The sequence below is a fragment of the Mycobacterium gordonae genome, from assembly GCF_017086405.1.
Taxonomy (GTDB): Bacteria; Actinomycetota; Actinomycetes; order Mycobacteriales; family Mycobacteriaceae; genus Mycobacterium; species Mycobacterium gordonae_D.
In genome coordinates, this window is sequence record NZ_CP070973.1 from 6206016 (window position 1) to 6231527 (window position 25512).

The window sequence follows — 25512 nt, forward strand, 5'->3', positions numbered from 1 at the left end:
CTAGGCCCGCCAGAATGCGCTGGCGGTCAGCACCTCCGGGCCGTCGGCGGTGATCAGCACCGCTTCGCGGCCGAACACCGCACCGAGCCCCTGTTCCCAGACGTAGCCGGTGACAGCGAGCACCATACCCGCCTCGAGCCGCTCGGAGTCCGCGGTGCGGGGCAGGCGTGCGGAGATCACCGGCGGGTCGAAGCCCATGCCCAGGCCCCGGGCCACCGGCATGGGCGGCGCCGGCTCACCCGCGGCGGCGTAGGCCGCCAGCAGCTCACCAGCTCCTGCACCCGGTTGGCACACGGCAATCAGCATGTCCCACAGCCGGTCCCACCGGCCGAACAGGCCCGCCGCGCCGGTGACGTCTCCGACCGGCCAGGTGCGCCCCACCTCCCCGATGTATCCACCGGCCAGGACGCCGGCCGACAGCGCCACCAGGTCCCCGGACTGCACGTGGCCGTCCCCCGTGGCACGCCGCCAGGGATGCTCGCGCGAGGTCACCCAGGCCACATCCTGATTCGACGGGGTGCTGACGCCGCCGGCGGCCACCGCCTCCAGCAGCACCCCGGCCAGTTCCTGCTCGCTCACCCCGGGCCGCAGTTCGGAAACCGCGGCCGCCAGGCCGGACTCGGCCACCGCGATCGATTCCCGCAGCGCGCCGATCTCCTCGGCGGTCTTGATCCGCCGCGCCGCGCGCATGGCGAGTTCTCCGTCGACCAGTTCCGCGTCGGGAAACGCGGTCGGCAGCAGTTGCGCGAAAACCGGTGACAGCGCATCGGTTCCAACCCGGCGGGCGGCGGACGCACCATTGATGCGGCTCAGCGCGGCGATGGTGTTGGCCGGATTCCAGGAGATGCCGTACAGATTCTCGTGCGGGATGTCCTCGGGTATGCCCTCGTCCCAGGTACTGAGCAGATGGACGGCACCCGTGGCCCGCACCAGCACACACGAGGGCCCGAACGGCCGTGTCCCGGCCACCCAGAGTTGTGGTGCCCCGGTCACGTAACGGACGTTGGCCTGCCGGCCGAGCACCAGCACATCCAGGTCGTAAGCGGCCATCTGGGCCAGCGCGCGCTCCCGGCGCCCGAGGCGCAACGTCCGTGCGTCGGGCAGGACTTCAGTCGACATACGGGTCATAGGGGTAGTCGGTTAATCGGATCGAGCCTTCCTCGGTGATCACCAGCACCTCTTCACTGCGGTATCCGCCGGTGCCGTCTTCCCACACCACCGGCTCCAGCACCAGCACCATGCCCGGCCGCAGGACGAAGTTCTCGTCGAACTCCTCGCCGAGATCCGTTCCGATCATCGGCATTTCGGCCGCATTGACGCCGATCCCGTGGCCCAGGTAGAAGTGCGGCAGCCAGGGCCGGGCGCCACCGTTGGCCGCGATCGCCGCGCGGCCGAGGTCGGCGGCGGTCGCTCCCGCGCGGGCCACACCCACCACGGCGTCCATGACGGCCCGCCACCGCTGGAACTGCGCCTGCTGGCGTGGCGAGGGATCCTGTCCGACGATCCAGGTCCGGCCGAAGTCGGAGCAATAACCGGCGTAGGTGATGCTGACGTCCGTCCACAGCACGTCACCCCTGGCCAGTTCGCGTTCGGTGCTCAGCAACGGCAGGGCCAGATCCCCGTGGGTGGTCCAGACACCCTCGGCCCTGCTGCGCGGCATCACCTGCCAGATCGGCTCGAGCATGCTGGTCATGGCGCCCAGTTCGAAGGCGCGGCGCACGAAGCGTGCCGACAGGTCGATCTGCCGGATCCCGGGGGCCAGGGCTTTGTGGACCTCGACCATCGCCTCGTCGGTGATACGTACCGCCGTGCGAATGCACGCCAGTTCGTCCGGTGTCTTGATGACCTTGGCGGCGCTGATCACCGCGGCGGCGTCGATCGGAAAGCCGTTGGGGAACAGCGTCATCCGTGCACGCGACATCGCACCGGTCAATTCGTCGGCGGCGACGGTCGCGCCGCCCGGCACCAGGTCCGCCAGGAACCGCGCGAAATCGGTTACCCCCTCGTCGAATTCGAGGTAGACCGGGCCGTGCAGGTGGTCGGCCGGCAATTCGGACTCCTGCGCGGCGCCCTCGCGGAACGGCAGGAACAGATGCGGCCACTTGTCGTCGGCGAGCACCACCGCCACCGGTCGCTCGACGTACGACAGACCGGCATCACCCAGTGGCCAGCTAGTGCCGGTGGCATAGACCACCGCGTTGTTGCCCAGCAGCACCAGGGCGTCGACACCACGCTCGGTCATCGCCGCACGCAGCCGCGCTCCGGTTTCTCGGCGCATCCGGGACAGGTCGGGCGTCTCCGGTATCGCCAACTCGCTGCCGTGTTGCGCGAAAGTGGTCATAGGCCCAGGAATTCCCTGATGTTGCCGCTGACGATCCGGGTCGCGTTGTCCGGGCCGACGGCCTCGACGACGGCCGCCAGGGACTTCTCGGAGTAACCGTAGGTGCTTTCATTGTGTGGGTAGTCCGACGACCACATCACCTTGTCGACCCCGATCCGGTCGATCAGCTCCAGGCCCAGCGGATCAACCATGAACGAGGCACTCATGTGGGTGTCCCAGTAGTAGCGGACATCGTGTTCCAACGGCCGGTTGAACATGTGCTGATAAGACGCCACCAGGTGCTCGGCATCCTGCAGAGCCCACGGCACCCAGGCGATCCCGCCCTCGAACCAGCCGATCCGCAGCGCCGGGTGCTGATCGAGGATTCCGCCGAAGATGTACTTGGAGAACGTTTCCCGGAAGCCGTCGATGTTGATCATCATGCCGACGACGACGCTGTTGAACTCACACGGGCTCTTCGGCGGCGTTTCGCCGATGTGGTGCGTGACCGGCAGGCCGGCGGCCTCGATCTCATCCCAGACGGCGCTCATCGATGTGCAGGAGTAGTCGATCGGATTGCCGTCGTCGTCTTTGCCGGGGTTCAGGGGCATCAGAAATGTCCGCAGTCCCAAGGATTTCAGTTCAGCCAAGGTGCGGCGGGTGCCCTCCGGATCCCACCAGTTGATCAGACCGGCGCCGTAGAAGTGGCCGCCCGACCGCTCCTGCAACTCGGCGATGTACTCGTTGTAGATGCGGAAGGTGAGTTCGCGAAGCTTCTTGTCCGGGTAGTGGAACAGCGCCAGGACCGCGTTGGGAAAGGCGAGTTCCTTGTCGACGCCGTCCTCGCGCAGCTCCTGAATCCTGGCCTCGATGTTGGTGCTGGCTGCCCCCGGCAGGTCGTCGTACTGCATCAGCACGGCACTGAAGTCACCCGGCAGGAACGACTGGCCCTTGCGCCCAACCTGATACGCGCCTTTCTCATACCAGATTCGGGGGGCTTTGTCTTTCAGGTCTTCGGGGAACCGTTCGTAGAAGATGTCGGCGGCCAGTGAGATGTGGTTGTCGGCCGAGAACACCTCGGTTCCGGTCGGAAGGCCGACGTCGCTGCCCAGCGCGTGCCCCGTTCGATCTTTGGGCGCCCCGAAGCCTTTGGGCGGATAAAGCGTGCTCGTCATCATCGACCTTTCGTTACCAGGTGACGGGAAGTTCGTAGACGCCGTAGGCGAGGCGGTCGTGCTTGAACGGAATGTCTTCGATCCCAGCGGCCAACTGCAGGGTGGAAACGCGCCGGAACAGGGTGCGGAAGACGATCTGCATTTCGGCGCGGGCCAGCTGCTGGCCGACGCACTGGTGGCGGCCGTAGCCGAAGGCGACGTTGCGGTCGGCGCCGGAGCGGTGCAGGTACAGCCGCTCGGGGTCGGTGAAGGCGTCGTGATCCCAGTTCGCCGGGGCCAGGTCGATGATGATGCCCTCTCCGGCGCGGATCACCTGGCCGGCGATCGCGATGTCCTCGACGGCGACCCGGCGTTGACCGTTCTGGATGATGCTGAGGTAGCGCAGCAGTTCCTCGACCGCGTTGGCGACGATCTTGGGATCGCCGGCGTCGCGGATGGCCGGCAACTGGTCCGGATTCTGCAGCAGCGCAAGCACTCCCAGCCCGAGCATGTTCGCGGTGGTCTCGTGCCCGGCAATCAACAGCCCGGTGGCCAGTTGAGCTGCCTCCTTGACGCTGAGCTCACCGGCGTTGACGCGCTCGGCGAGATCGGACACCGCGTCCTCGGCCGGGCTTTCCATCTTGGCTTCGACGAGTTGAGCCAGGTACTTGTTCAGGCTCACGGCGCCTTTGACGGTGTCCTCGCCGGATGCGTACCGCGCCAGCCCCACATTGGCGTGGTGCTGAAACATCTCGGCGTCCGCGTAGGGGACACCGAGCAGCTGACTGATCACCAACGACGGCACCGGCAACCCGATCGCCGTGACGAAGTCGGCCGGCTTCGGCCCGGCCAGCATCGCGTCGATGTGCTCGTCGGTGATCTGCTGAATGGCCAGCCGAAGTCCTTCGACCCGCCGAAAGGTGAACGGCTTGGACAACATCCGCCGAAATCGCGTGTGCTCCTCGCCGTCCGCGGTGAATACCGACCGAGGGCGCTTGTGCACCGTCGCCAGCATCCCGGCGTTCCAGTGCGGGAAGCCGGGCTCTCGATCGTCGACGCTGACCCGGGAGTCGGAAAACAGTTCGCGGCACTGCTCGTAACCCGTGATGAGCCACGGCGTGCTGCCGTCCCAGATGCGCACCCGCGACAGCGGCCTGGCCTCGGCCAGGGCCATCACCCCAGGCGGTGGGGCGAACGGGCAACCGGCCGCGCGGGGCATCGGGTACACGGGAACGTCGGCGGCCGTTTCCGGGGTGGTGCTCGCCAGGGTCTCGGACACGGCTCACTCCTCAATCTGGATGGCCAGAGCCGGGCAGAGAGCGGCGGCTTTGCGAGTGGCCTCGGCCTGATCGGCGGGTGGACTCGGGTTGACCAACACCACGACGCCGTCCTCGTCGCGTTGATCGAAGATCTCGGGCGCGTTCATCACGCAGTTCCCCGAGGACGCGCAAACATTCTGGTCGACATGGACTTTCATGGCGCCGGCTCCGCAGTGACCGGTGCCAGCCACAACCCGACGATGGCGTCGATGAGCCCGGTTGCGGCCGCCCGCCAGGATGGGCGCGGCATCGAGGTGCCTTCGGCCAGGGCCCGTTCCAGATCCGCGCAGGTATGCATCAACAGGTTGCGTGCCATGATGTTTCGCTCGAATCGGACCGCCACCGGAAGTTCCGGTAGGCAGCTGTTGATGCCGTCGATGACCTGCACCAGAGACGACGAGCTGAGCGCATCCTTGACGACGATGTTGTGATACGCCGGGTCGGTCATGGCCTGCGCGGCGAACCGGGCGTACCAGGTGGGGTTGCCGAGGTCCTCCAGATGCTCGGTGAGCGGGCAGACCAGGCAGGCCACCCACTCCCGCATCCCGGCCGACGCGGGCAGCGCGGCCACCATCTGCTCGCGCAATTGCTCGACGGGTCCGCGATGCTTCTCCTCGATGGCCCGGACCAGGTCGGCCTTGGTGCCGAAGTGATAGCCGACCGCGGCGTTATTGCCCTGTCCAGCGGCCTCGCTGACCTGCCGGTTGGACACCGCGAACACCCCGTGTTCGGCGAACAACCGCTCGGCCGCGGCGAGGATCGCCTCCTGCGTGGAGCTGGCCCGGTCGCCACGGACAGCACGCCCGACTGTGGTCATACCGACAGTCAACCGCGCCCTGCAGGTTAAGTCAAGCGATTGATTTAAACCAGGCGCCGGTGCACCAGAGTGCCCAGATCACCAGCAGCGGCTGGAACAGCAGGCGGATGCCGCGCGCAAGATCCGAGTCGAGGCCGAAGGCATCCCGGTGAGAAATGAATTGAGCGATATTGCCCGGAAAAACCAGCACAAAGAAGATCGCGACGACCCATCCCACCGCGGCCCGCCACCGCGTCAGCGCCAGCAGGCTCACTCCCAGAACGATTTCCACCACGCCGGAAGCGATCACCACGAAGTCCGCATCCAGTGGCAACCAGTGCGGCACCTGGGCGTAGAAAGAGGCACGGGCGAAGCTCAGGTGAGCCAGGCCGGCGAAGGACAGAAACACCCCGAGGAGGACACGCGCCAAAGTCCGCAGCACGGATGCCCCTATCTCCCGGATTGGAAGCGCGCCGTCAAGGGCCCGAGGATGCGCTGGTAGCCCGCCGGTGCCAGTCGCACCAGCAGTTCATAGGCTTTGGCGTCCGGACCCACTACCACCCGCGCCTTCTTCTTGCGGACCGCCTTCAAGATGATCCGCGCGGCACGTTCGGCGCTGGTGATCGCGAGCTTGTTGAAGACCCGGACCCCGGCTTCTTTGTCGAGCCCCTCCACGTGTCCGGCGTTGGCCGCGATTCCCGTTTTGACGAACCCGGGGTGTACGACCGTCACGGCGACCGGGTGGCCGGCAATCGCCATCTCCTGGCGCAGCGCCTCGGTGAAGCCGCGCACCGCGAATTTGGCTGAGTTGTAAGCAGCCTGGCCCGGAACTCCGAACAGGCCGAACATGCTGGACATGTTCACCACATGGCCGTCGCCGGACGCGATCAGGTGCGGAAGAAAAGCCTTTGTTCCGTTGACAACGCCCCAATAGTCGACATCCATCACCTTTTCAATGTCTTTGAACTGGCTGACCTCGATGTCGCCGAGGAAGGCGATGCCCGCGATGTTGTAGATCTGGTGCACGATCCCGAAGTGGGCGTTCACACTGTCGGCATAGGCGAGGAAAGCCTCGCGTTCGGTGACGTCGAGGCGGTCGGTCCGTACCGGCGCGCCGATCCGCCGGATCAGCGCCTCGGTCTGTCCGAGTCCCTCGACATCGACATCGCTGATCGCCAGTCGCGCTCCGTAGCGGGCCAATTCCAGCGCCAGCGCTCTGCCGATGCCCGAACCGGCTCCGGTGATCACTGCGACCGTTCCGGCAAATCCGTCCATGGCTGACCCTTCCGCGCCGAAATCGCCCTGATGGTCGTGATTGTCCACCCAACCACCACCCTGACGGCAATCTGGACCCAAAAGCGTGCGCCGGGGCTACCGCGGCCCGCGCGGCCGATTCACCTTGCCGGCGACGGTTCCGCCGTCGACCGGCAACACAATCCCCGTCACGTAGCGCGATCGCTCGGTCGCCAGATACAGGGCCGCCTCGGCGACGTCGTCGGGTGTGCCTTCCCGCTTCAACGGCCGATCGTCTCGCATCCCCTGACGAATCCGGGCCTCGAATCGCTCGATCTCCATAGGATCTAGATCCCCGGCCGACGAGGCCAGAATCGGTGTCGGGATATTGCCCGGCGCGATGGCGTTCACCCGAATCTCATACTGCGCCAATTCGATTGCAGCAGACTTGGTGAACTGGATGACGGCGGCCTTGGATGCGCGGTAGGTCATCACCCCGCCTCCGGCCTGGATGCCGCCGATCGAGGTCAGGTTAATGATCGATCCGCCGCCATGAATCGCCATGTGCCGCGCAGCATCTCGGGTGCCTGCCAGCACCCCGAGGACGTTGACCCCCATGACCCGGTGGAAGTCGGACAGGTCGTCGTCGAGCAGGCGGCGCAGGGTTCCCGAGACGCCGGCGTTGTTCACCATGACGTGCAGCCCGCCGAATCGCGCGACCGCCGCCGCGACCAACGCACCGACCTGGTCGGGATCGGAAACGTCCGTGCGCACGAACAGGGCGTCCGGCCCCAGAGCGGTGGCCAGTGCCTCGCCGCCGTCGGTGTCGATGTCGGCGATGACCACCCGCGCCCCTTCGGCGGCGAACCGCTGGGCTATCCCGCGGCCGAGGCCGGAGGCCGCTCCGGTGACGATGACGACCTTGTCCAGCAGTTCGTTGCCCACCCGTCGAGTCAATCGGGGCCACGTTATCAAGTCAAGCAGTTGATTTAAACACTCCGCGGGTACGGTCGGTAAGGTCGACGTCCAAGTGATCAACACTGTTCATGCATTGCGTTTACGGGGGCGGCGCGCGGAATGCACGGCCCTGCAGCGGTTGACGTCTCGTGCCCGCTCGGGCGAGAGTCAGGTGCTCGTCCTGCGCGGTGAAGCCGGCATCGGCAAGACGGCGCTCGTGGACTTCGTCGCCGAGTGCGCGCGGGGTTTCCGGACCGCCCGCGTGGCCGGCGTCGAATCAGAGATGGAATTGGCATTCGCGGCGCTGCATCAGCTCTGTGTGCCGCTGCTGGACTGCCTCGACGAGCTGCCCGCCCCGCAACAGGACGCACTCGAGATCGCCCTCGGGCGAAGGGCGGGCCCCGCTCCGGACCGCTTCCTGGTCGGCCTGGCGGTGCTGAATTTGATCGGCAGCGCCGCCACGGGCAAGCCGCTGCTGTTCCTGATTGACGACGCGCAGTGGATCGACCGCGTCTCGGCCCAGACGTTGGCATTCGTCGCGCGCCGCCTGGTCGCCGAACCCGTGTGTCTGGTGTTCGCCATCCGGGACGGGTTCGACGACGACGAGTTGACCGGCCTGCCCGAGCTGACGCTGCAGGGACTCAATTCCGGTGACGCGCGCGCGTTGCTGGACTCGGCCGTCCTGGGCCGGCTGGACAACCAGGTGCGTGATCGCATCGTCGCGGAAACCCGCGGGAACCCCCTGGCCCTGCTGGAACTGCCCAAAGGATTGACGACCGAGGAGTTGGCCGGCGGATTCGGGCCGCCGGATGCGCGACCGCTGGCCGGGCAGATCGAGCAAACCTTCCTGCGCCGGATCGAACGGTTGTCGGGTCACACCCAGCGACTGCTGTTGACCGCAGCGGCCGAACCGGTCGGTGACGCGGTGTTGCTGATGCGGGCCGCCGAGTTGCTGGGCATACCGCGCGACGCGGCCGAAGGGGCCGAGGCGGCCGGGTTGATCGACGTGGGGACGACGGTGCGGTTCCGTCATCCGCTGGTTCGTTCCGCCGCCTACCGCGCCGCGGATCTGCCGGAACGCCGGCGCGCGCATCGGGCGCTGGCCGAGGCGACCGACGGCTCGGCCGATCCCGACCGTCGCGCCTGGCACCTCGCCATCGCGGCGACCGGGCCCGACGAGTCGGTCGCCGTCCAACTGGAACTCTCCGCCGAGCGCGAGCCAGGCCAGAGGCGGGGTGGCGGCCGCTGCGGCGTTCCTGGAGCGGGCCACCCAACTGAGCGCCGACCCGGTCAGGCGCGCGGCCCGGGCACTGGCCGCGGCCCAGACCAAGCGTGACACCGCGGCGTTCGACGCCGCCGACGAGTTGCTGACCATCGCGGAGTCGGCCGCGTCGGTGTCATTGGACGATGTGCAGCGGGCCCGGCTGACTCGACTGCGCGCTCAGATCGCCTTCGCCCGGAGCCGCAGCGGCGACGCCGACGCACCGACCGTGTCCGAAGCCGCCATCGGTCTGCTGGATGCCGCACGCCAACTCGCCACCCTCGATATCGCCCAGTCGCGCGAGACCTACCTGGAGGCAGTGGGGGCGGCACTCTTCGGCGGCCGCCTGTGTCCACACGGCGGCATCCGGATGACGGCGGCGGCCGCGCGCGCCGCGCCACTCGGACCGAATCCGGCCCGGGCAGTCGACCTGCTGCTGGACGGGATCGCCATCCGGGCCACCGACGGTCACGCCGCGAGCCTGGCGACCCTGCGCGACGCGCTCGCATTGATCCGCACGGAAGCCGAGCGCGGGGGCACAGAGATCATGCGATGGTTCTGGCAGGCCTTCCCGATCGTGCAGGAGTCGGCGGCTCACGAGCTCTGGGACGACGACGTCTGGCATCAACTGGCCACCCACGCGGTGCGCCTCGCCAGGGGCGCCGGAGCACTGGCCGTCTTGCCGCTGGCTCTGGTCTATCGGGCCGGCGTCCATGTGCAGGCGGGTGAGTTCGCCGCGGCCACGGCACTGATCGAGGAGGCCGATGCCATCACGACCGCCACCGGCTACGCGCCGGTCAAGTATCACTCGGTATTGCTGGCGGCGTTGCGGGGCGACGAATCGCAAGCCTCGACCCTGATCGAGTCTGCGCGCCGCGACGGCGTCGCACGCGGCGAAGGACGAGTCGTCGGTCTGACGAATTTCGCTGTCGCCGTGCTGTACAACGGACTGGGTCGCTACGAGGAGGCGTTCAGCGCGGCGCGGCAGGCGTGCGAGGACGAAGACCTCGGCCTGTACGGCTGGTGCCTGGTCGAGCTCATCGAAGCCGGTGCGCGAAGCGGTGATCTCCAAGCGGCGGGTGCTGCGCTGGCCCAGCTGGAAGAACGCGCGCGCAATAGCGGAACTGATTGGGCACGAGGTGTTTTGGCCCTGTCGCAGGCCTTGCTGGCCGAGGAAACGAGAGCCGAAAGTCTGTACCGCGACGCCATCGGACACCTGAGCAACACCAGAATGGCCGTGCAGCTGGCCCGCGCCCATCTTGTGTACGGGGAATGGCTGCGTCGCTGCAATCGCCGCGTCGATGCCCGCGCCCAGCTGCACACCGCCCACGAGATGTTCACCGGGATGGGCGCCCAGGCCTTCGCCGAGCGGGCCCGCCGCGAGCTGCTCGTGACCGGGCAGAAGGCGAGCAAGCGCTCGAGCACGCCCGCCGGTGAACTGACCGCTCAGGAGGCGCAGATCGCCAAGCTGGCCGGTGAGGGGCTGACCAACCCCGAGATCGCCGCCCAGTTGTTCATCAGCACCCACACGGTGGAGTGGCACCTGCGGAAGGTGTTCGCCAAGCTCGGCATCAAGTCGCGCCGGCAACTACGCAACGCCGCTACGGACTGACTACGGACTTTCAAGGGCTCGATCGGCCCACGGGGCGGGTGATGCTGGGTAAGCCAGTTCATCGGGAGATCTTGAAAGGCGGGGCAATGAAGATTTTGGTAATCGGTGGGACCGGGCTGATCGGATCGCAGGTGGTCGCCAACCTGACCGAGCTGGGGCACGACGCCGTCGCGGCCTCGCCGAGCTCCGGCGTCAACAGCGTGACCGGTGAGGGCGTCGCTGCGGCGATGGCCGGCGTGGACGTCGTGGTCGACGTGTCCAACGCGCCGTCGTGGACCGACGACGACGTGATGAACTTCTTCACCACCTCGACCCGGAACCTGCTCGAGGCGGAGCGGGCCGCCGGCGTCGGCCACCACGTCGCACTCTCGATCGTCGGCACCGACCGGGTGCCGGGCAGCGGTTATCTGCGCGCAAAGGCGGCCCAGGAGAAGCTGATCACCGAATCCGGTGCCCCGTACTCGATCGTACGAGCGACCCAGTTCTTCGAGTTCGCAATGGGAATAGTCGATTCGGCGACCGACGGCAACACGGTCCGCCTGTCGCACGATGCCGCCATCCAACCCATCGCCGCCAAGGATGTTGCCACCGCGGTCACACAGGCGGCGATCAACCGGCCACTCAACGGGACCACCAACGTCGCCGGGCCGGACAAGTTCGGCATGGACGACCTGGCGCGTAATGCGCTTGCCGCTCATGGTGATTCCCGCGAAGTGGTCACCGACCCGTCGGCCCAGTACTTCGGCGCCGCACTCGACGACCGCAGCATCGTTCCGATCGACGGCGAAGATGTCACGATCTACGAGACCCACTTCAAAGACTGGGCCAAAGCCCACCTGTCCGGCGCAGCGCACTGAGGGGACCCGGACCCGATGGAACTGATCGACCACACCGCGATCGTCACCGGGGGAACAGCCGGCATCGGACTGGAATCCGCGCGGCTGCTCGCCAGCGAAGGCGCGACTGTCGTCATCTCCGGTCGCGACCAGGCCCGGGGTGAGCGGGCGGCGGAGGCCATCGGCGCCGGCGCGCGGTTCATTCCGGTCGACATGGGCGACGCGGAGTCGGTGAGTGCATTGGTACAGCGGTGCGGGGAGGTCGACATCATCGTCAACAACGCCGCCACTTTCCCGTCGGCGCTGACCGTCGACCAAGTCCCGCATGCTTTCGAGGGGATGTTCGACACCAACGTCCGCGGCGCCTACTTCCTGGTCGCGGGCTTGGTGCCGGGCATGCTGCAACGCGGCCGGGGCAGCATCGTCAATATCACCAGTATGGCTGCCTTCAAAGGGATTCCGGGCGCGTCGGGGTACAGCGCCTCGAAAGCCGCACTGGAATCCCTGACCCGGACCTGGGCCGCGGAGTTCGGGGCGAGCGGGGTCCGGGTCAACAGCGTGGCACCCGGACCCACTCGCACCGCCGGCGTCGCGGCCGAATGGGGTGACGTCAACGACGAACTGGGCAAGGCGCTGCCGCTGGGCCGCACCGCCTACGCGGCCGAGATCGCCGAGGCGGTGCTGTTCCTCAGCTCGCCGCGGGCCAGCTTCATCACCGGCTCGACACTGCACGTCGACGGCGGGGGTGCGGCGGTCTGAGCCTGTGCACTCAGGCGATGGCCCGGACAACACCCATTGCCACCCCGCCCCAGCTGGGGGGTACGACCAATCTGCCGACCACCGTGCCCCGGCCGATCGCCGCGGTTATCCGCACCGGCGTGGCCGCAGCCGTGGCAGTACCGGTCGAGGTCATGCTGGTCGGTGAACTGATGGCCGACGCGAATGCACGCACGGGCGAGCTGAACTTGCACTGCCGCAGCAACCGGGCGATCACGGAATTCGCCGCGGCCGAACGCACCGGGCGCGCAAGGCTTCTCAGCGCCTAGGGGATCGCCGGCAGCGCGGGAGCCAGCATCTCCGGTGCGGTGTCGTCGTCGGAGCCCATCAGCGCCGGCATGTTGTAGCCCAGCAGCGGAGGCTCCAGTGTCGGCAGCGTCGTGGCGGTCGACGAGGCCGCGGCGTAGCGGTACATCGCGGCCGCATTCTGCGCCCACATCTCGCCGTAGTCGGCCTCGAGGGCAGCGATCTCCGGTGTGTCGTGACCGGTGGGTTGGTGGCGGCTAGCGCAGCCAGCCGGGTTCGGTTGGAGTCGATCGCAGGCGGCGGCACGATCGCGGCGAAGGTGTCTTCGAAAGCGCCGGCGGCCGCCCTGGCCTGACCGGCGATCTCATCGGCCTTCGCGGCGGTCCGGGCCAGCCAGCGCAGGTACGGCGCGGTGGCGGCTGCCATCTCCTCCGCTGCGGCGCCCCGCCAGCCATCGCCGGTCAGGGCCGAGATGGCGGCGCGATACGAGGCCACCGTGTCGTTGAGCTCGTCAGCCAGCCGCTCCCAGGCGTCGGCCGCATGCAGCAGCGACCGGGTTCGAGGACCGGCGTGCATTCGCCCGGAAATGACTTCCGGGCAAACCTCTCCGAAATCCATGCCGTTACCTCCGAGCGGCTTGCCGGGCACCCGGTCGCTCCGCGTTGCCGGAGTGACAGTTGTCTGTCATCATGCGGTTCACCGGTTACCCGACGCTGTGGTTTGTGTTCATCTTTCGTTAACCTCGCGTTAAGTCAAGGTTATCGAGGTTCGGCCGGCGCTGACGGAACTCACATGAAACTCCAACGGGGAGTTGATTCCTCCGCTGCCGCTGGATGCGCTCCTGGACGCAGTGCCCGAGGACCAGTTGGCGCGGCCGGGGTGGCTCGATGGTGGCGTTGGATCTCGATCACCAGCCATAAGGACGCGGCGGCTTGCGGGCAGCTGCCACTCGATATACCCGTCCGGGGTATCGTGGACGGAGCTCGGAGGTAGGGCGGGTTGCGGTATGCCCCGGATCTGAGCAGGGTGGGAGACGCGTTCTCCACGATCGCCACAACTCAAAGGAGGGAGCAGTCAATGCCGGCCATGCCGACAAGCGTCAACCCCTTTGACACGGCCCGCCTGAGCAGGCGCGGCTTCATCGCCGCCGGAATCGCCGGTGGGTTCGCGCTGGCCGGATGCGGTCGATCGAAGACAGCGAACTCGCCGATGGCCGCCGCTATCGACGCGGCCGAAGCCGCGCGCCCGCACAGCGGACGTACCGTGACCGCGAGCCTGACACCACAACCCGCCAAGGTCGACATCGGTGGCCGGATCGTAGACACGCTGGCCTACGGCGACACCATCCCGGGGCCACTGCTACGAGCGACGGTGGGAGACGAGGTCGTCGTCTCCGTCTCGAACAAGCTCGACCACCCGACGTCGGTCCATTGGCACGGTATTGCGCTGCGTAACGATATGGACGGGGCTGAACCCGCCACTCCGAACATCCCCGCGGGACAGGATTTCACGTATCGATTCTCGGTGCCGAACTCCGGCACCTACTGGGCGCATCCGCACACGGGGCTGGACAGCGACAAGGGCCTCTACCTGCCGTTCATCGTCGACGATCCGACCGACGTGGGGCGCTACGACACCGAATGGATTGTCGTCCTTGATGATTGGACGGATGGCGTCGGCAAGTCCCCCCAGCAGCTCTACGACGCGCTGATTAACAAGCCGCCCGCCCCGGAGTCCCCGGTAACTCCGACGACGACTACGACTACCAGTTCGGCGGAACCTTCGACGACAGGCCGAACCCCGACGGGCACTACCACTTCCACGTCCTCCAGCCCGACCAGCCCGGCCGGCCCCATGCCGGGAATGCCCGGCATGGGTGAGGTTGGCAAGAGCGACCTGCTCGGCGGCGACGCTGGGGACATCGCTTACCCCTACTACCTGATCAACGGACGGGTCCCCGAGGCCGCCACCACTTTCAACGCCAAGCCGGGCCAACGCATCCGGATCCGCATCATCAACACCGCCTCGGACACCGCATTCCGCGTCGCGTTGGCCGGGCATTCGATGACCGTCACCCACACCGACGGCTTCCCGGTGCTCCCGGCACCGGTGGACGCCTTGTTAGTGGGCATGGCCGAGCGCTACGACGTGGTGGTGACCGCCGCTGACGGCGTGTTCCCACTGGTAGCCTCCGCCGAAGGCAAGAACGCGGTGGCCCGCTCGTTGCTGGTGACCGGCAAGGGCAGCCCACCCGACCCCCAGTTCCGGCCCAGTGAACTCACCCGCCGGGTCGGCACCGTCGAGATGTTCACCGCGGTCACCGCCGCCAATCTCGGCCGTCCCGATCCCCGGCTAGACCTGCCCGTCGTTCTGGGCGGCACGATGGCCAGGTACGACTGGACGATCAACGGAGAGCCGTACAGCAGGACGAAACCGCTGCAGGTCCATGAGGGCGAGCACACCACGCTCACCTTCGACAACACCACGATGATGTGGCACCCGATGCACCTGCACGGTCACACTTTTCAGGTGATCAGGCCCGATGGCACGCTCGGTGCCCGCAAAGACACCGTCATCGTGCTCCCCAATCAGAAGCTGCGCGCCGTGCTCGTCGCCGACAATCCGGGCACCTGGGTGATGCACTGCCACAACACCTATCACCAAGAGGCCGGCATGCAGACGCGAATCGACTACGTTTTCTGAGTCACCGTCCCATCGCGCATTTCATGGCGGCCCCCCACTTCGACGCTCCGCAGTCGGCGGTGAAGGCCAGCCCGAAAAGACTTGCGGTGGAAGAGATATTGACAATCGAGCCGCCGCCGGAGGCCCGCATCGCGGGAATGACCGCCTGGATCCTGTTGAACACCCCCACCAGGTTCACGTCGAGCACCGCCCGGAAGTGATCGACGGGTTCGTGCTCGATGAACTTTCCGATGGTGTATCCCTAGGGCCTGAACTTCACCGGCTGGAGCTATGGCGACGAAATGACCGTCGGCATGCAGGCGTGCGGCGACCACGTGCCCGACATCAGGGAGATCGCGGAGGGATTCACCCAGGCACTCGGCGCGCTGCCCGACGCGCGGACCACGACGACGCGCACCGCTGACCCGCTATCGTCGGAAAAAGTCCAACAGCAGCTCGTTGACCACCGGCGCCTGCTCGATCTGCGGGCAGTGCCCGGCATCGTCGACGACCACCGAGCGGCCGCCGACGATCTGGTCCGCGATCTGCCCCGCCCACCCGGGCGGCAGGAGTTTGTCGCCACTCCCCTCGACGATCAGCGTCGGCACCCGAATCCGCTCGTAGGCCCGGGTACTGGACGGCGCCCCGGGTGCCGCCGCGTTCGGGCGGCGGAAGCGCGCCGCAGCCACCGCTTCCCACGCGCCGGGTGCGGTGCTGGATTCGAAGCGGCGCCACACGTAGTCCTCGTCGGCCGGATACCCGGCGTCGCAGAACAACGCCTCGACGATGTTGCGCATCGCGGGCAGCGTTGCGTCGTAGTGCTGCAGGGCGTCGAAGTGGTGGTTCTGCTGAATTTCTCCACCGCCGCAGATGATCGCCATGCTGCGCACGGGTAGCAGCGGCTCCTCCGCGGTGGCGTCGCTGAGCAGATTGATGGCGCCCATGGAGTTCCCGGCGAAATGCGCACTCTCGATACCGAGCAGCTGACAGAACCGCGCCACGTGGCGGATCCGCATGGCGCGGCTGTTGACGAAGTCGATGACTTTCGCCGACTGGCCGAAGCCGAGCTGATCGGGCGCCAGCACCCGGTGTCGGGTGGCCAGAGCGCCGATACTGCGTTCCCAGCCCAGCTCCGCGCTGGCCCCGAACTCACCGCCATGCAGCAATACGACGGGCTCGCCGGCGCCGGCCTCCAGGTAACTCGTGACGAGGCCGTCGACCTCGACGGTCCTGCGGTGTATCTCCATCACTTGATGGCGATCGGATTCACCGGGGAACCGACAGCGCCGGTGAACCTCAGCGGCGGCGCGATCAGCTGGAACTCGTACACGCCGTCGGCGGCACAGTCTTCGGCCAGCGCGGTGAGATCCCAGTACTCGCCGAGCATCAACCCCATGTCGCGCAGGCAGAGCAGATGGAACGGCAGAAACAATCCTTCGACACCCGACACTGGATCCTCAACCTGAAGGTTGTCGGCGGCAACCGCCGCGACCTCGTTGTCGTGCAGCCAGCGGGCGCAGCTCCAGTCCAGCCCGGAGTAGGGCTCGATCTTGTCGCCGGTCATGAGAAACCGTGCCCACCAACCGGTTCGGATCAGTACGATGTCACCGCTGCTGATCGTCACGCCCTGGGCCCGTGCTACGTCGTCCAATTCCGCCGGCATGATCGGATTTCCGTGTTCGAGGAACACCTCCGCACCACGGTGGCGCACCAGGTCCAGCAGCACCCCACGCGAGGTGATGCCCTTGACGTCCACCTTGTCGATGCCGCAGTGGAAGGCGCCCAGGCTGGTCACCGAATCGGCGGGAAAGCCGTTGTAGAGCTTGTCCTCGTAATACACGTGGGACAGGGCATCCCATTGCGTGGCGGCTTGCAGCGGCATGATCACCATGTCGTCGTTGAACCGGAACGGATTATCGGCCAGGTAACTGCTCAGCTGCGCGGCGGTCGGATTCTTGTCCCAGCCCGGCCCGTATCGCGCCAGCGAGTCCGCATCGCCGCCGTCCACTGTCATGACGTGAATGGGGTTGTGCCGGAAACCGAAAGCACCCTGCGGCCCGGATGAGCCGAAGTCCACGCCGAGCGGGAAGACCTTGCCGTGCCGGACCAGGCCGGCAGCCTGGCGGACCTTTTCGGGGGTGATGAAGTTCAGGGTGCCCAGTTCGTCGTCCGGGCCCCACCTGCCCCAGTTGCGGAGATCCTCGGCGGCCCGCCGGAAGTCGGTCATGGAAGCCATCAGGCCCGTCCTTCCTCCAGTTCGGCGCCGATGGCGGCGCCCACCGTTCCGCCGTCGGTCCACACCACTTGACCCGAAATGTAGCTGGCTGCCCGGCTGTTGAGGAACACCAGCACCGCGGCCTGCTCGGCCGGGTCGCTGACCCGTCCCAGCGGCTTGGCGATGTCGTCGAGGTAGGCCGGTCCGTATGCGTCGCGCAGCTGGTGCAGGATCGGGGTCTCGGTGACCCCGGGCCCGGTGCAGTTGATTCGGATGCCCCGCTTCCCGAGTCCGACGGCGCTGCGCATGGTGTAGAGAATGATCGCTTCCTTGGACAGTTGGTAACCCGTGCCGAGCGCGTCGGGGTGGTGTGCACACCAGCGCACGCCCTCTTGCATCGTCGCCGTCCGCAGCAGCGGGGCGACCTGTTGTCCGTGCTCCCGGTAGGCCGCCGCGGCCAGCGACGACACGCTCACGATCGACGACCCCGCAGGCATTCGCGGGATTAACACTTCGGTCAGATGCCGCAGCCCCAGGAAGTTGATCGTGACCACCTTCAGCGGGTCACCGATCCCCGAAGACACACCAGCAACGTTGAACAGCGCGTCCACCGGGTCTTCGATGGACGCGACGGCGCTGTCGATGGACGCCGGATCGGACAGGTCGACCTCGCGGAAGTCGTTGACCCCCAACGCGGGACGCAGGTCCAGTCCGGTCACCCGGGCACCGAGTTCGCCGAGCTGATGCGCCACCTGCGCGCCGATACCCGACGCACATCCGGTCACCACGGCATGGCGACCGTCGTAGCGCCACAATTCGTCGATTCGGGCCAACGGTCAGCCAGCTTCCGGGGTCACTTGGCCTGCTGTTCCTTCAACCGCTGCGCCGCCTGGACACGTCCCTGGTTGATTTCCGCCATGGCCTCGGGAATCTCACTCGCGGTGAACTTGTCGCGCCCGGTGGGCAGCCCGCCGAAGGCGTAGGTTTCGTCGAACAACGGTGCGGTCGACCTGGGCCGGCGTGCCTCAACCTTCTCGATGACCGGCGCCAGCCGCTTGGCCTTCGCCGCCACCGCTTTCTCGTCCCGCTCGATGAACTCCGGGAGCACCTCTTTGCCCATCAGTTCGATGGATTCCATGGTTCCCTCGTGGCTGCGCGGGTTGAGCAGCAGGATTATCTCGTCAACGCCGCTTTCCTCGTAGCCACGCAAGAACTCGCGGACGGTGTCCGGCGAACCGATGGCGCCGCGTCCGGGGCCATAGGCCAGGGTCGGGTCCTTCTCCACCTCTTCGAGGTAGCGGTTCCAGACTCCGGTGCGGCCGGGGACGTGCATGCCGGTCAGGTAGTAGTGCATGATCCCGAACGAGAAGAATCCGCCGCCCTGCCCCAGGCGTCGCAGCGCTTCTTCTTCGGTCTTGGCGACCATCATGGACAGATCCCCGCCGATGGCCAGGATGTTCGGGTTGATCTGGGGCGTGCTGGGCACGCCGTTCTCTTCGAACTCCCGGTAGTAACCATTGACCCGGTCGGTCAGCGGGCCGGGCCCCGTGTAGGCGAAACTGAGTGCGCCGATGCATTTTTGGGCGGCCATCTGTACGCTGGCCGGCCGCGTGCAGGCCACCCAGACCGGTGGGTGCGGCTTTTGCAGCGGCTTGGGGATGACGTTGCGCGGCGGCATCTGGATCTGCTCACCCTTGAATCCGGTGAACGGTTCTTCGATCATGCAGCGGATCGAGACCTCCAGGGCCTCTTCCCACTGCGCGCGCTTGTCGGCGGGGTCGACGTCGAATCCACCGAGTTCCCCCACCGAGGAACCTTCACCTGTGCCGAACTCCACCCGCCCGTTGGACAGCAGGTCGATGGTGGCGATGCGTTCTGCGACTCGGGCGGGATGATTGACCGCGGGCAGCAGATGCATGATGCCGAACCCGAGCCGGATGTTCTTGGTGCGCTGACTGGCCGCGGCCAGGAAGATCTCCGGCGCCGTGGAGTGACAGTACTCCTCGAGGAAGTGGTGCTCGGTAAGCCACACGGTGGAGAATCCGGCCTTGTCGGCGGCCTCGACCTCGTCGAGGCAGTCGTGCAGCATCTCCCGCTCGTCGTCAGGGGCCCAGGGCCGCGGCAGGGCGAACTCGTAGAACAGGGAAATCTTCACGGTTACCTCCTATGGGAGTTAAGGGTCTGTGTGGCTGCGTGTTTGGCGGCGACGAAGCCGAAAGTCATGGCGGGTCCAATGGTCGCGCCCGCGCCGGCATAGCTGCGGCCCATGACCGGGGCTGACGTGTTGCCCACCGCGTACAGTCCGGGCACCACGGTGTCGTCGGGACGCAGGACGCGGGCGAACTCGTCGGTGCGCAGGCCGCCGGACGTGCCGAGGTCACCGGGCACGATGCGAAACGCGTAGTAGGGCGGGTCGCCCAGCGGATACAGATTGGGGTTGGGCAGCGTCGGGTCGCCGTAGTAGTTGTCGTAGACGCTGTCACCGCGGTTGAAATCGTCGTCATGTCCGGCGCGGGCGAGTTCGTTGAACCGGGCCGCGGTGGCCTCCAGTTGTGTTGCCGGAACATCGATCTTGGCCGCCAGTTCGGCCCAGGTGGTCGCGGATCTGACGACGCCGGAGTCCAGCCACGCCTTCGGGACCTTGCGCCCGGTGGGCACCGGGGCACCGGGAATCTTCGGTATCGGCAGGTGCCCGCCAATGACGTAACGGTTGAAGGACCGCTGATCGGTGATCAGCCAGCACGGAATGTGCGTGACGCCGGACTTGTGGCCCTCGATCATGGCGTGACCGAAGTCCATATAGGGCGCAGCTTCGTTGATGAACCGCTTGCCGTCGCCGTTGACGATGAACTGCGCGGGCATCATGCGCTCGTTGAGCATGAATTGCATTCGCCCGTCCGGCCATTGGATGGCGGGGAACCACCAGGCTTCGTCGAGCAGGTCCGCGGCGGCGCCGACTTCCTGCCCGGCGCGGATGCCGTCACCCATGGCCGCCGGACTGCCGAAGCTCCAGTCCTGGTCGACCACCGGCTGATGCTCTTTGCGCCAGGCCATGTCGTGGTCGAAGCCGCCGGAGGCCAGGATCACGGCGCGACGTGCCCCGATCCGCTGCAGCGCGCCGCCGCGGCGTACCCGGGCACCGACCACCGATCCGTCGGCGTCGACGACCAGGTCACTCAACGGCGTGTCCAGCCACAGCGGGATATCGCGTTCCTTCATGGCCAATCGCAGCCGCGCGGCCAGCGACTGTCCGATCGCGGCGATCCGCTCGCCGAACAGCCGCGCCCGGATCATCCGCGCAATCAGCTTCACCAGGACGACCTTGCCGGACCAGGATTGCCGGATCCGGTAGAAGGAGCGTAACTCTTTGGGCCCCAGCCATATCCCCTTGGGAACCAGCGCCAGTGGCTGCAGCAGTCTGGGCTCGTCGGCGCCGAGTTCGCGTAGATCGATCGGCGGTACGTTGATGGTGCTGCCAAGCTCGGAGCCGCCCGGCAGCTCTGGATAATAGTCGGCATAGCCGGGCTTCCAGACGAATTCGAGCCAGGGGCTCAGTCCTTCCAGAAACTCCAGCATCCTCGGCGCCGATTCGACGTACTGGCGGATCCGTGCGTCGCTGACCAGACCTTCGGTGATCCGCCGGAGGTAGCGGACCGCCTCCTCCGGTGCCGGTGAGTAGCCCGCCCGCCGCTGCGCGGGGGCCCCCGGCACCCAGATACCGCCGCCCGACAGGGCGGTGGAACCACCGAACTGCGGCGACTTCTCGATGACCAGCGCGTCCAGTCCGCACCACGCCGCTGTCAGCGCTGCCGTCATCCCGCCGCCGCCGGAACCGACGATCAACACGTCCACCATGTGATCGAAGTCATCGAAGGACGTCATCGAATCGGCACCGCCGTCCGGATGGCGAATCCGGCGATCAGCTCGTCCGCCTGTCTGTAGTAGCGCACCGTGGTTTGGTACGGGCCGGCCGTCGCCAGCGCTGCGAAAGCCGCTACCCAGGTGCGGATTTCCTGCGCCGAGCTGCCGCCCTCGCGCGTCACGAACGTGTTGGACCATCGATCGAGGTCGGCAAGGTGGCCACTGTCGACGATGCCCAGGAAGCGTTGATCCCAGGCCGGGTTGAGGGGTTGCAGATCGCTGGCGCCGCCGGCAAAAAGTCTGGCCGCCTCGATCACCTGGGCCTGCCGCGCTCGGCGCTGTTCGACGGTCATGGGTTGGCCGTGCACGATCCGTTGCAGCTGAGCGGGAGCGGCGGTCGCCAGGGTGGGTACCGGCGGGCTGTGCGAGAGCCCGCCCGATCCGAGGATCAGCACCCTGCGGCCTAGGGTGGCCAAGTACTCCCCGACGGCGCTGCCGAGCACCCGGCACCGGTGCAGTGGCCCCAGCGGCTCCGCGACCGCGTTGACGAAGATCGGGATCACCGGGCGCGAAGTGGCTGAACCGAACAGCTTCTCCAGCGGCTGCACGGTGCCGTGGTCGACGTCCATGCTCGCCGATACCGCGACGTCGACGCCGGCATCGAGCACGGCGTCGGCGCATTGCGCCGCAAGGTCTTTGGCGACGGGCAGCGCGCCGGCGTAGGTCCCGTAGTCACCGACTCCATCGGCTTCCAGGCCGATGCAGAACGGTGGCATCACCTTGTAGAAAAAGCCGTTGTAATGGTCCGGGGCGAACGTGACGACCAGGTCGGGGTCGAAGTCGGCGACGACGTCCCGGGCCCGCGCGATCCCAGCGTCGACGTCGTCAAGCAGATCCTGCGGCGGCCCCGGTAGATTCAGCAGCGGGCTGTGGGACATACAGCAAAGAGCCAGTGCCACTGTTCGATTCACCTCCCCCCGGCGTCAAGGAGAGGGCCTCGATCAGCGCGGCGCTCAGCTCGGCAGAGCGCTGCGCGATGCAGGCGCCGGCGATACAGCGATCGGGGCGCAGGAATACCACCGACTCGTCGTGCCGGTCGAACCAGGCCTTGAGGTGCCCGTCGCGGTCGCCGACCACCACCACGTCGGCGTCGTCCTGCCCGGTCCACTCCAGCTGGGTCAGTGGTCGCAGTGCAACGAAGCGCGCCCCCAGTGCCTTCCAGTCTTCGAAGGCACGCTGACCGAGGATGCTGCGCGGGTTGTTGTTCCAGCACAACACGGCGAACCAGGCGCCCAGCACGTCGTCGAGCAGAACGTCACGCTGAGTCCGCGTGTCGACCCGAGGCTGGATGAACAGCGTGCCGGTCGGCGAGCCCGGCCGCGGCGCCACACCGCTCGGGTGAGCTACCGCGCCGTGCTCGTAGCGCGGCATCGGCTTGAACCTCATCTCCAGCACGTACCGCTTGAGGGACGGCACGATCGAGGCCGAGCGGATGACCGCGTCCCGCGCCCTGGCGACTCGGCGATTGGTCGGTGAGATCACCCGGCCGACCAAGGTGGACAAGTCGATCATCGCCCGGGCGTGCTTGCGCCGCTCGACGTCATAGGTGTCCAGCAACGGCTCATCCGCCCGTCCCCGGACCACCGCGGCCAGCTTCCACCCGAGATTGGCGGCGTCGCGAATGCCGCTGTTGTAGCCCTGCCCCTGCCACACCGGCATCAGGTGTGCCGCGTCGCCGGCGAGTAGCATCCGGCCACTGCGGAACGCGCCGGCGATCCGCGAGTGGTGGGTGTAGACGCGGCGCCGGATGACCTCGACCCGGTCGGGATAGGGCACCATGCGGGTCAGCATCCGGCGCAGGAATGCCGGGTCCTCGGCCTGTTCGTCGGTTTCGTGCGCGTGAATCATGAACTCGAACCGCCGGATTCCGTGCGCGATCGAGATGGAGGCGTACGGGCGTTCCGGGTCGGCGCCGACCTCACTGTTCGGGTGGCCCAGTGGATCATTGGCGATGTCGACGACCAGCCACCTGGTCGGTGACGTGGTGCCGTCGAAAGACACCCCCATCACGGCGCGGGTCACACTGCGCCCGCCGTCACAGCCGACGACGTAGCCGGCCCGCACGCTTTGCGGCTGTGCGCCAACGAGTTCGGCGAGCAGCGCGTCATCGGACTGCGTGCACGCGACCATCGGGCTGTTCCACCGCACCTGGACGTGGCCGAACCGATCCAGGCCACGCAACAGCTCGGCGTCGACCAGCGGCTGCACGAAGCCGTTGCGCTTGGGCCAGCCGAATCGCGCGTCCGGCGGCGCCATTTCGGCGAGCACCCGGCGGCGGGCGTCGTAGAACCGCAGGATCTGGTTCGGGACCGTGTGCGGCAGAACCCGCTCCACCAGACCGATGGACTGAAAGGTGCGCAACCCCTCGTCGTCGAGGCCGACACCGCGGGGATAGTCGATGAGCGTCGAGCGTTCCTCGGCCACCAGCGTCCGGACACCCTGCAGGCCAAGGATATTGGCCAAGGTCAATCCCACCGGTCCGGCACCGACGATGAGTACGTCGACGTCTGTCCCGTGCCCGGCGGTCATCCGCGGCCCAGCAGGAAGTCGAGGTGCAAGCGGTTGAATGTCTTGGGGTCCTCGTACTGCGGCCAGTGACCGCAACCCGGCATCACCTCGAAGCGCGCGCCGGGGATCATCGAGGCCATGCGCCGGCCTTCGGGCACGTCGGCGGTAGGGTCGTCGCTGGTCCACAGCACCAGCGTGGGGGCGGCGATGGCTCCGTATTCGTCAGGCCCCAACAGGTTTCGGGCGCGGATCTCCGGGTCCTGCAGAGCCATGATGTCGCGCATCGCCGCGACGAAACCGGGTTGCCGGTAGATGCGTTGCCGGCTAGCAACCAGGTCGTCGTAATCCTTCGACTTGTCCGCCATCAACCACTTGATGCGCGCCTGGACCGTCTCCCAGGTCGGGTCCTCGGCGGCGGCCATGGACAGCGTGATGATGCGTTTCATCACCACCGGGTCCGCCTGCGAGCCGCCCGCGGTGTTGAGGACCAGGCGATCGATGACGGCCGGATGGTCGACGGCGGCGCGGGCGGCCACCCAGCCTCCCAGCGACTCTCCGCTCAGGTGGATGCGGTCGGCTCCGATCGTGGCGACCACCGACATCAGGTGTTCGACGTAGTGGCGGATCTCCAACGGGTGGCCCGGCTTGTCGGTGTACCCGTGCCCCAGCATGTCGATCGACCAGGTCCAGAAGTGCTCGGCATGCGCGGCCAGGTTACGCACATAAGCTTCGGCGTGCCCGCCGGAACCGTGCAGCAGAATCAGCACCGGCCGGCCCGGGTCGCCTGCCTGCAGGTAGCGGGTGCGGACGCCGCCGGCCGCCAGGAAGCCCTGGGAGAACGCGACACCTTGCAGGTCACTCCACACGCTTTCGAACTCGGTCACGATTCCTTCCGCCGGAAATCCCGTTCTCGTTTTCGACCTAGCCTATGTGCTAATATCGCACATTAATGTGCGATATATATAGAGCTTCGCTCTCGCAGAAAGGTCTGTCAAGACCGTGACGGGTTCCCAGACGCTGGCCAGGGGCCTGAACGCGCTGCAACTGGTGGCGGCCTCCCCCACCGGCCTGACCATGCAAGAGGTCGCTGACCAGGTCGGCGTGCACCGGACCATCGCATACCGCTTGCTGGCCACCCTGGCGGAGTTTCGACTGGTCACCAAAGGGGAAGACGGCCGCTTTCGCCCGGCCGCAGGCCTCGCGACGCTCGGTGCGTCCTTCGACCACAACGTCCGTCAGCTCTGCCTGCCCACGCTGCGGTCGCTGGCCGACGAACTGGGCACCACGGTGTCACTGCTGATCGCCGAGGGCGACGAGCAGGTGGCCATCGCGGTAATCGTGCCGACCCAGGTCGCCTACCAGCTCGCCTTCCACGAGGGCAGCCGCTACCCGCTGGACCGCGGCGCGGCCGGGATAGCGCTGCTCGCGAACATGCCGCCGCGTCCGGGCGAGCGGGACCTGGTCACCGCCGCACGACAGCGCGGTTGGGTCACTACCCACGGCGAGATCGAGCCGAACACCTACGGCCTCGCGGTGCCGGTTCGTCGTCCAGCACCGGCCCCGCCGACATGTATCAATCTGATCTCCCACCGCGAAGACGTGGTGATGCGCGGCAAGGACGCGGTCATCAAGGCCGCCGAGCAATTGTCTGCGCTACTGAGCTGAAAGGGCTTTC

Annotated in this window: 23 protein-coding genes and 3 pseudogenes; 7 read left to right on the forward strand and 19 right to left on the reverse strand. The window is 67.1% G+C overall.

Annotated features, from left to right (window positions below; all coding sequences use genetic code 11):
- The 9 genes from JX552_RS26555 to JX552_RS26595 all read right to left on the reverse strand — a co-directional run bounded on the left by JX552_RS26555 (nucleotide 1) and on the right by JX552_RS26595 (nucleotide 7767).
- Nucleotides 1–1119, reverse strand: coding sequence for a M24 family metallopeptidase (locus tag JX552_RS26555; RefSeq protein ID WP_205874763.1), 1119 nt, complete (start codon nucleotides 1117–1119; stop codon nucleotides 1–3).
- A complete protein-coding gene (locus tag JX552_RS26560; protein WP_205874764.1) occupies nucleotides 1109–2341 on the reverse strand; it encodes a M24 family metallopeptidase in 1233 nt (410 codons plus the stop codon). The genes JX552_RS26555 and JX552_RS26560 overlap by 11 nt, the downstream gene beginning before the upstream one ends.
- Nucleotides 2338–3498, reverse strand: coding sequence for an amidohydrolase family protein (locus tag JX552_RS26565; protein ID WP_205874765.1), 1161 nt, complete (start codon nucleotides 3496–3498; stop codon nucleotides 2338–2340). The genes JX552_RS26560 and JX552_RS26565 overlap by 4 nt, the downstream gene beginning before the upstream one ends.
- Before the next feature lie 10 nt (nucleotides 3499–3508).
- Nucleotides 3509–4753, reverse strand: coding sequence for a cytochrome P450 (locus tag JX552_RS26570; protein WP_205874766.1), 1245 nt, complete (start codon nucleotides 4751–4753; stop codon nucleotides 3509–3511).
- Nucleotides 4754–4756: 3 nt separating this feature from the next.
- Nucleotides 4757–4951 (reverse strand): ferredoxin, encoded by a 195-nt coding sequence (locus JX552_RS26575; RefSeq protein ID WP_205874767.1) that lies wholly within the window; start codon nucleotides 4949–4951, stop codon nucleotides 4757–4759.
- The gene (locus tag JX552_RS26580; protein ID WP_205874768.1) at nucleotides 4948–5610 is read right to left on the reverse strand and encodes a TetR/AcrR family transcriptional regulator; all 663 of its coding nucleotides are present in this window, start codon (nucleotides 5608–5610) and stop codon (nucleotides 4948–4950) included. The genes JX552_RS26575 and JX552_RS26580 overlap by 4 nt, the downstream gene beginning before the upstream one ends.
- A 31-nt stretch (nucleotides 5611–5641) precedes the next feature.
- A complete protein-coding gene (locus JX552_RS26585) occupies nucleotides 5642–6028 on the reverse strand; it encodes a DoxX family protein (RefSeq protein ID WP_205878704.1) in 387 nt (128 codons plus the stop codon).
- Between the two features lie 11 nt (nucleotides 6029–6039).
- The gene (locus tag JX552_RS26590) at nucleotides 6040–6864 is read right to left on the reverse strand and encodes an SDR family NAD(P)-dependent oxidoreductase (protein ID WP_205878705.1); all 825 of its coding nucleotides are present in this window, start codon (nucleotides 6862–6864) and stop codon (nucleotides 6040–6042) included.
- Between the two features lie 96 nt (nucleotides 6865–6960).
- Nucleotides 6961–7767, reverse strand: coding sequence for an SDR family NAD(P)-dependent oxidoreductase (locus JX552_RS26595; RefSeq protein WP_205878706.1), 807 nt, complete (start codon nucleotides 7765–7767; stop codon nucleotides 6961–6963).
- A 142-nt stretch (nucleotides 7768–7909) separates the two neighbouring features.
- Between JX552_RS26595 and JX552_RS26600 the strand changes: the two are divergent.
- The 4 genes and pseudogenes from JX552_RS26600 (at nucleotide 7910) to JX552_RS26615 (ending at nucleotide 12534) form a co-directional block, all read left to right on the forward strand.
- A pseudogene (locus JX552_RS26600) lies at nucleotides 7910–10652 on the forward strand (helix-turn-helix transcriptional regulator).
- An 86-nt stretch (nucleotides 10653–10738) separates the two neighbouring features.
- The gene (locus tag JX552_RS26605; protein WP_205874769.1) at nucleotides 10739–11509 is read left to right on the forward strand and encodes an SDR family oxidoreductase; all 771 of its coding nucleotides are present in this window, start codon (nucleotides 10739–10741) and stop codon (nucleotides 11507–11509) included.
- Between the two features lie 15 nt (nucleotides 11510–11524).
- Complete coding sequence (locus JX552_RS26610) at nucleotides 11525–12247, forward strand: SDR family NAD(P)-dependent oxidoreductase (protein ID WP_205874770.1); 723 nt, start codon at nucleotides 11525–11527, stop codon at nucleotides 12245–12247.
- A gap of 17 nt (nucleotides 12248–12264) precedes the next feature.
- Nucleotides 12265–12534: a hypothetical protein gene (locus JX552_RS26615; protein ID WP_205874771.1), complete on the forward strand. Its 270-nt coding sequence runs from the start codon at nucleotides 12265–12267 to the stop codon at nucleotides 12532–12534.
- Here JX552_RS26615 and JX552_RS34300 read toward each other — a convergent pair.
- Nucleotides 12531–13129 (reverse strand): annotated as a pseudogene (locus JX552_RS34300) (PPE family protein). The gene JX552_RS26615 and the pseudogene JX552_RS34300 sit on opposite strands and share 4 nt — an antisense overlap.
- Before the next feature lie 459 nt (nucleotides 13130–13588).
- Between JX552_RS34300 and JX552_RS26625 the strand changes: the two are divergent.
- A complete protein-coding gene (locus tag JX552_RS26625; RefSeq protein ID WP_205874773.1) occupies nucleotides 13589–15214 on the forward strand; it encodes a multicopper oxidase family protein in 1626 nt (541 codons plus the stop codon).
- Between the two features lies 1 nt (nucleotide 15215).
- On the opposite strand, the gene JX552_RS26630 is transcribed toward JX552_RS26625, so the two are convergent.
- On the reverse strand, nucleotides 15216–15446 hold the full coding sequence (locus JX552_RS26630) for an SDR family NAD(P)-dependent oxidoreductase (RefSeq protein WP_205878707.1): 231 nt from the start codon (nucleotides 15444–15446) through the stop codon (nucleotides 15216–15218).
- A gap of 16 nt (nucleotides 15447–15462) precedes the next feature.
- Here JX552_RS26630 and JX552_RS34305 point away from each other — a divergent pair.
- Nucleotides 15463–15570, forward strand: a pseudogene (locus JX552_RS34305) (WS/DGAT domain-containing protein); the annotation flags it as partial.
- Between the two features lie 51 nt (nucleotides 15571–15621).
- On the opposite strand, the gene JX552_RS26640 reads toward JX552_RS34305, so the two are convergent.
- From JX552_RS26640 to JX552_RS26675, 8 genes are read right to left on the reverse strand one after another with little or no spacing between them, the layout of a single operon-like run.
- The gene (locus JX552_RS26640; protein ID WP_205874774.1) at nucleotides 15622–16440 is read right to left on the reverse strand and encodes an alpha/beta fold hydrolase; all 819 of its coding nucleotides are present in this window, start codon (nucleotides 16438–16440) and stop codon (nucleotides 15622–15624) included.
- Complete coding sequence (locus JX552_RS26645; protein ID WP_205874775.1) at nucleotides 16440–17429, reverse strand: cyclase family protein; 990 nt, start codon at nucleotides 17427–17429, stop codon at nucleotides 16440–16442. The genes JX552_RS26640 and JX552_RS26645 overlap by 1 nt, the downstream gene beginning before the upstream one ends.
- Nucleotides 17429–18241 carry a coniferyl-alcohol dehydrogenase gene (locus JX552_RS26650; protein WP_205874776.1) on the reverse strand — a complete coding sequence of 271 codons (813 nt, stop codon included), beginning with the start codon at nucleotides 18239–18241 and terminating at the stop codon, nucleotides 17429–17431. The genes JX552_RS26645 and JX552_RS26650 overlap by 1 nt, the downstream gene beginning before the upstream one ends.
- Before the next feature lie 20 nt (nucleotides 18242–18261).
- Nucleotides 18262–19563 carry an LLM class flavin-dependent oxidoreductase gene (locus JX552_RS26655; RefSeq protein ID WP_205874777.1) on the reverse strand — a complete coding sequence of 434 codons (1302 nt, stop codon included), beginning with the start codon at nucleotides 19561–19563 and terminating at the stop codon, nucleotides 18262–18264.
- Nucleotides 19564–19565: 2 nt separating this feature from the next.
- Complete coding sequence (locus JX552_RS26660; RefSeq protein WP_205874778.1) at nucleotides 19566–21290, reverse strand: FAD-binding protein; 1725 nt, start codon at nucleotides 21288–21290, stop codon at nucleotides 19566–19568.
- Nucleotides 21287–22207 (reverse strand): 3-carboxyethylcatechol 2,3-dioxygenase, encoded by a 921-nt coding sequence (locus JX552_RS26665; RefSeq protein WP_241010738.1) that lies wholly within the window; start codon nucleotides 22205–22207, stop codon nucleotides 21287–21289. The genes JX552_RS26660 and JX552_RS26665 overlap by 4 nt, the downstream gene beginning before the upstream one ends.
- The gene (locus tag JX552_RS26670; protein WP_205874780.1) at nucleotides 22155–23858 is read right to left on the reverse strand and encodes a bifunctional 3-(3-hydroxy-phenyl)propionate/3-hydroxycinnamic acid hydroxylase; all 1704 of its coding nucleotides are present in this window, start codon (nucleotides 23856–23858) and stop codon (nucleotides 22155–22157) included. Before JX552_RS26670 ends, JX552_RS26665 begins: the two co-directional genes overlap by 53 nt.
- The gene (locus tag JX552_RS26675; protein WP_205874781.1) at nucleotides 23855–24721 is read right to left on the reverse strand and encodes an alpha/beta fold hydrolase; all 867 of its coding nucleotides are present in this window, start codon (nucleotides 24719–24721) and stop codon (nucleotides 23855–23857) included. The genes JX552_RS26670 and JX552_RS26675 overlap by 4 nt, the downstream gene beginning before the upstream one ends.
- Nucleotides 24722–24836: 115 nt before the next feature.
- Between JX552_RS26675 and JX552_RS26680 the strand changes: the two genes are divergently transcribed.
- Nucleotides 24837–25502: an IclR family transcriptional regulator gene (locus JX552_RS26680; protein WP_205874782.1), complete on the forward strand. Its 666-nt coding sequence runs from the start codon at nucleotides 24837–24839 to the stop codon at nucleotides 25500–25502.
- Nucleotides 25503–25512 lie beyond the last annotated feature (10 nt).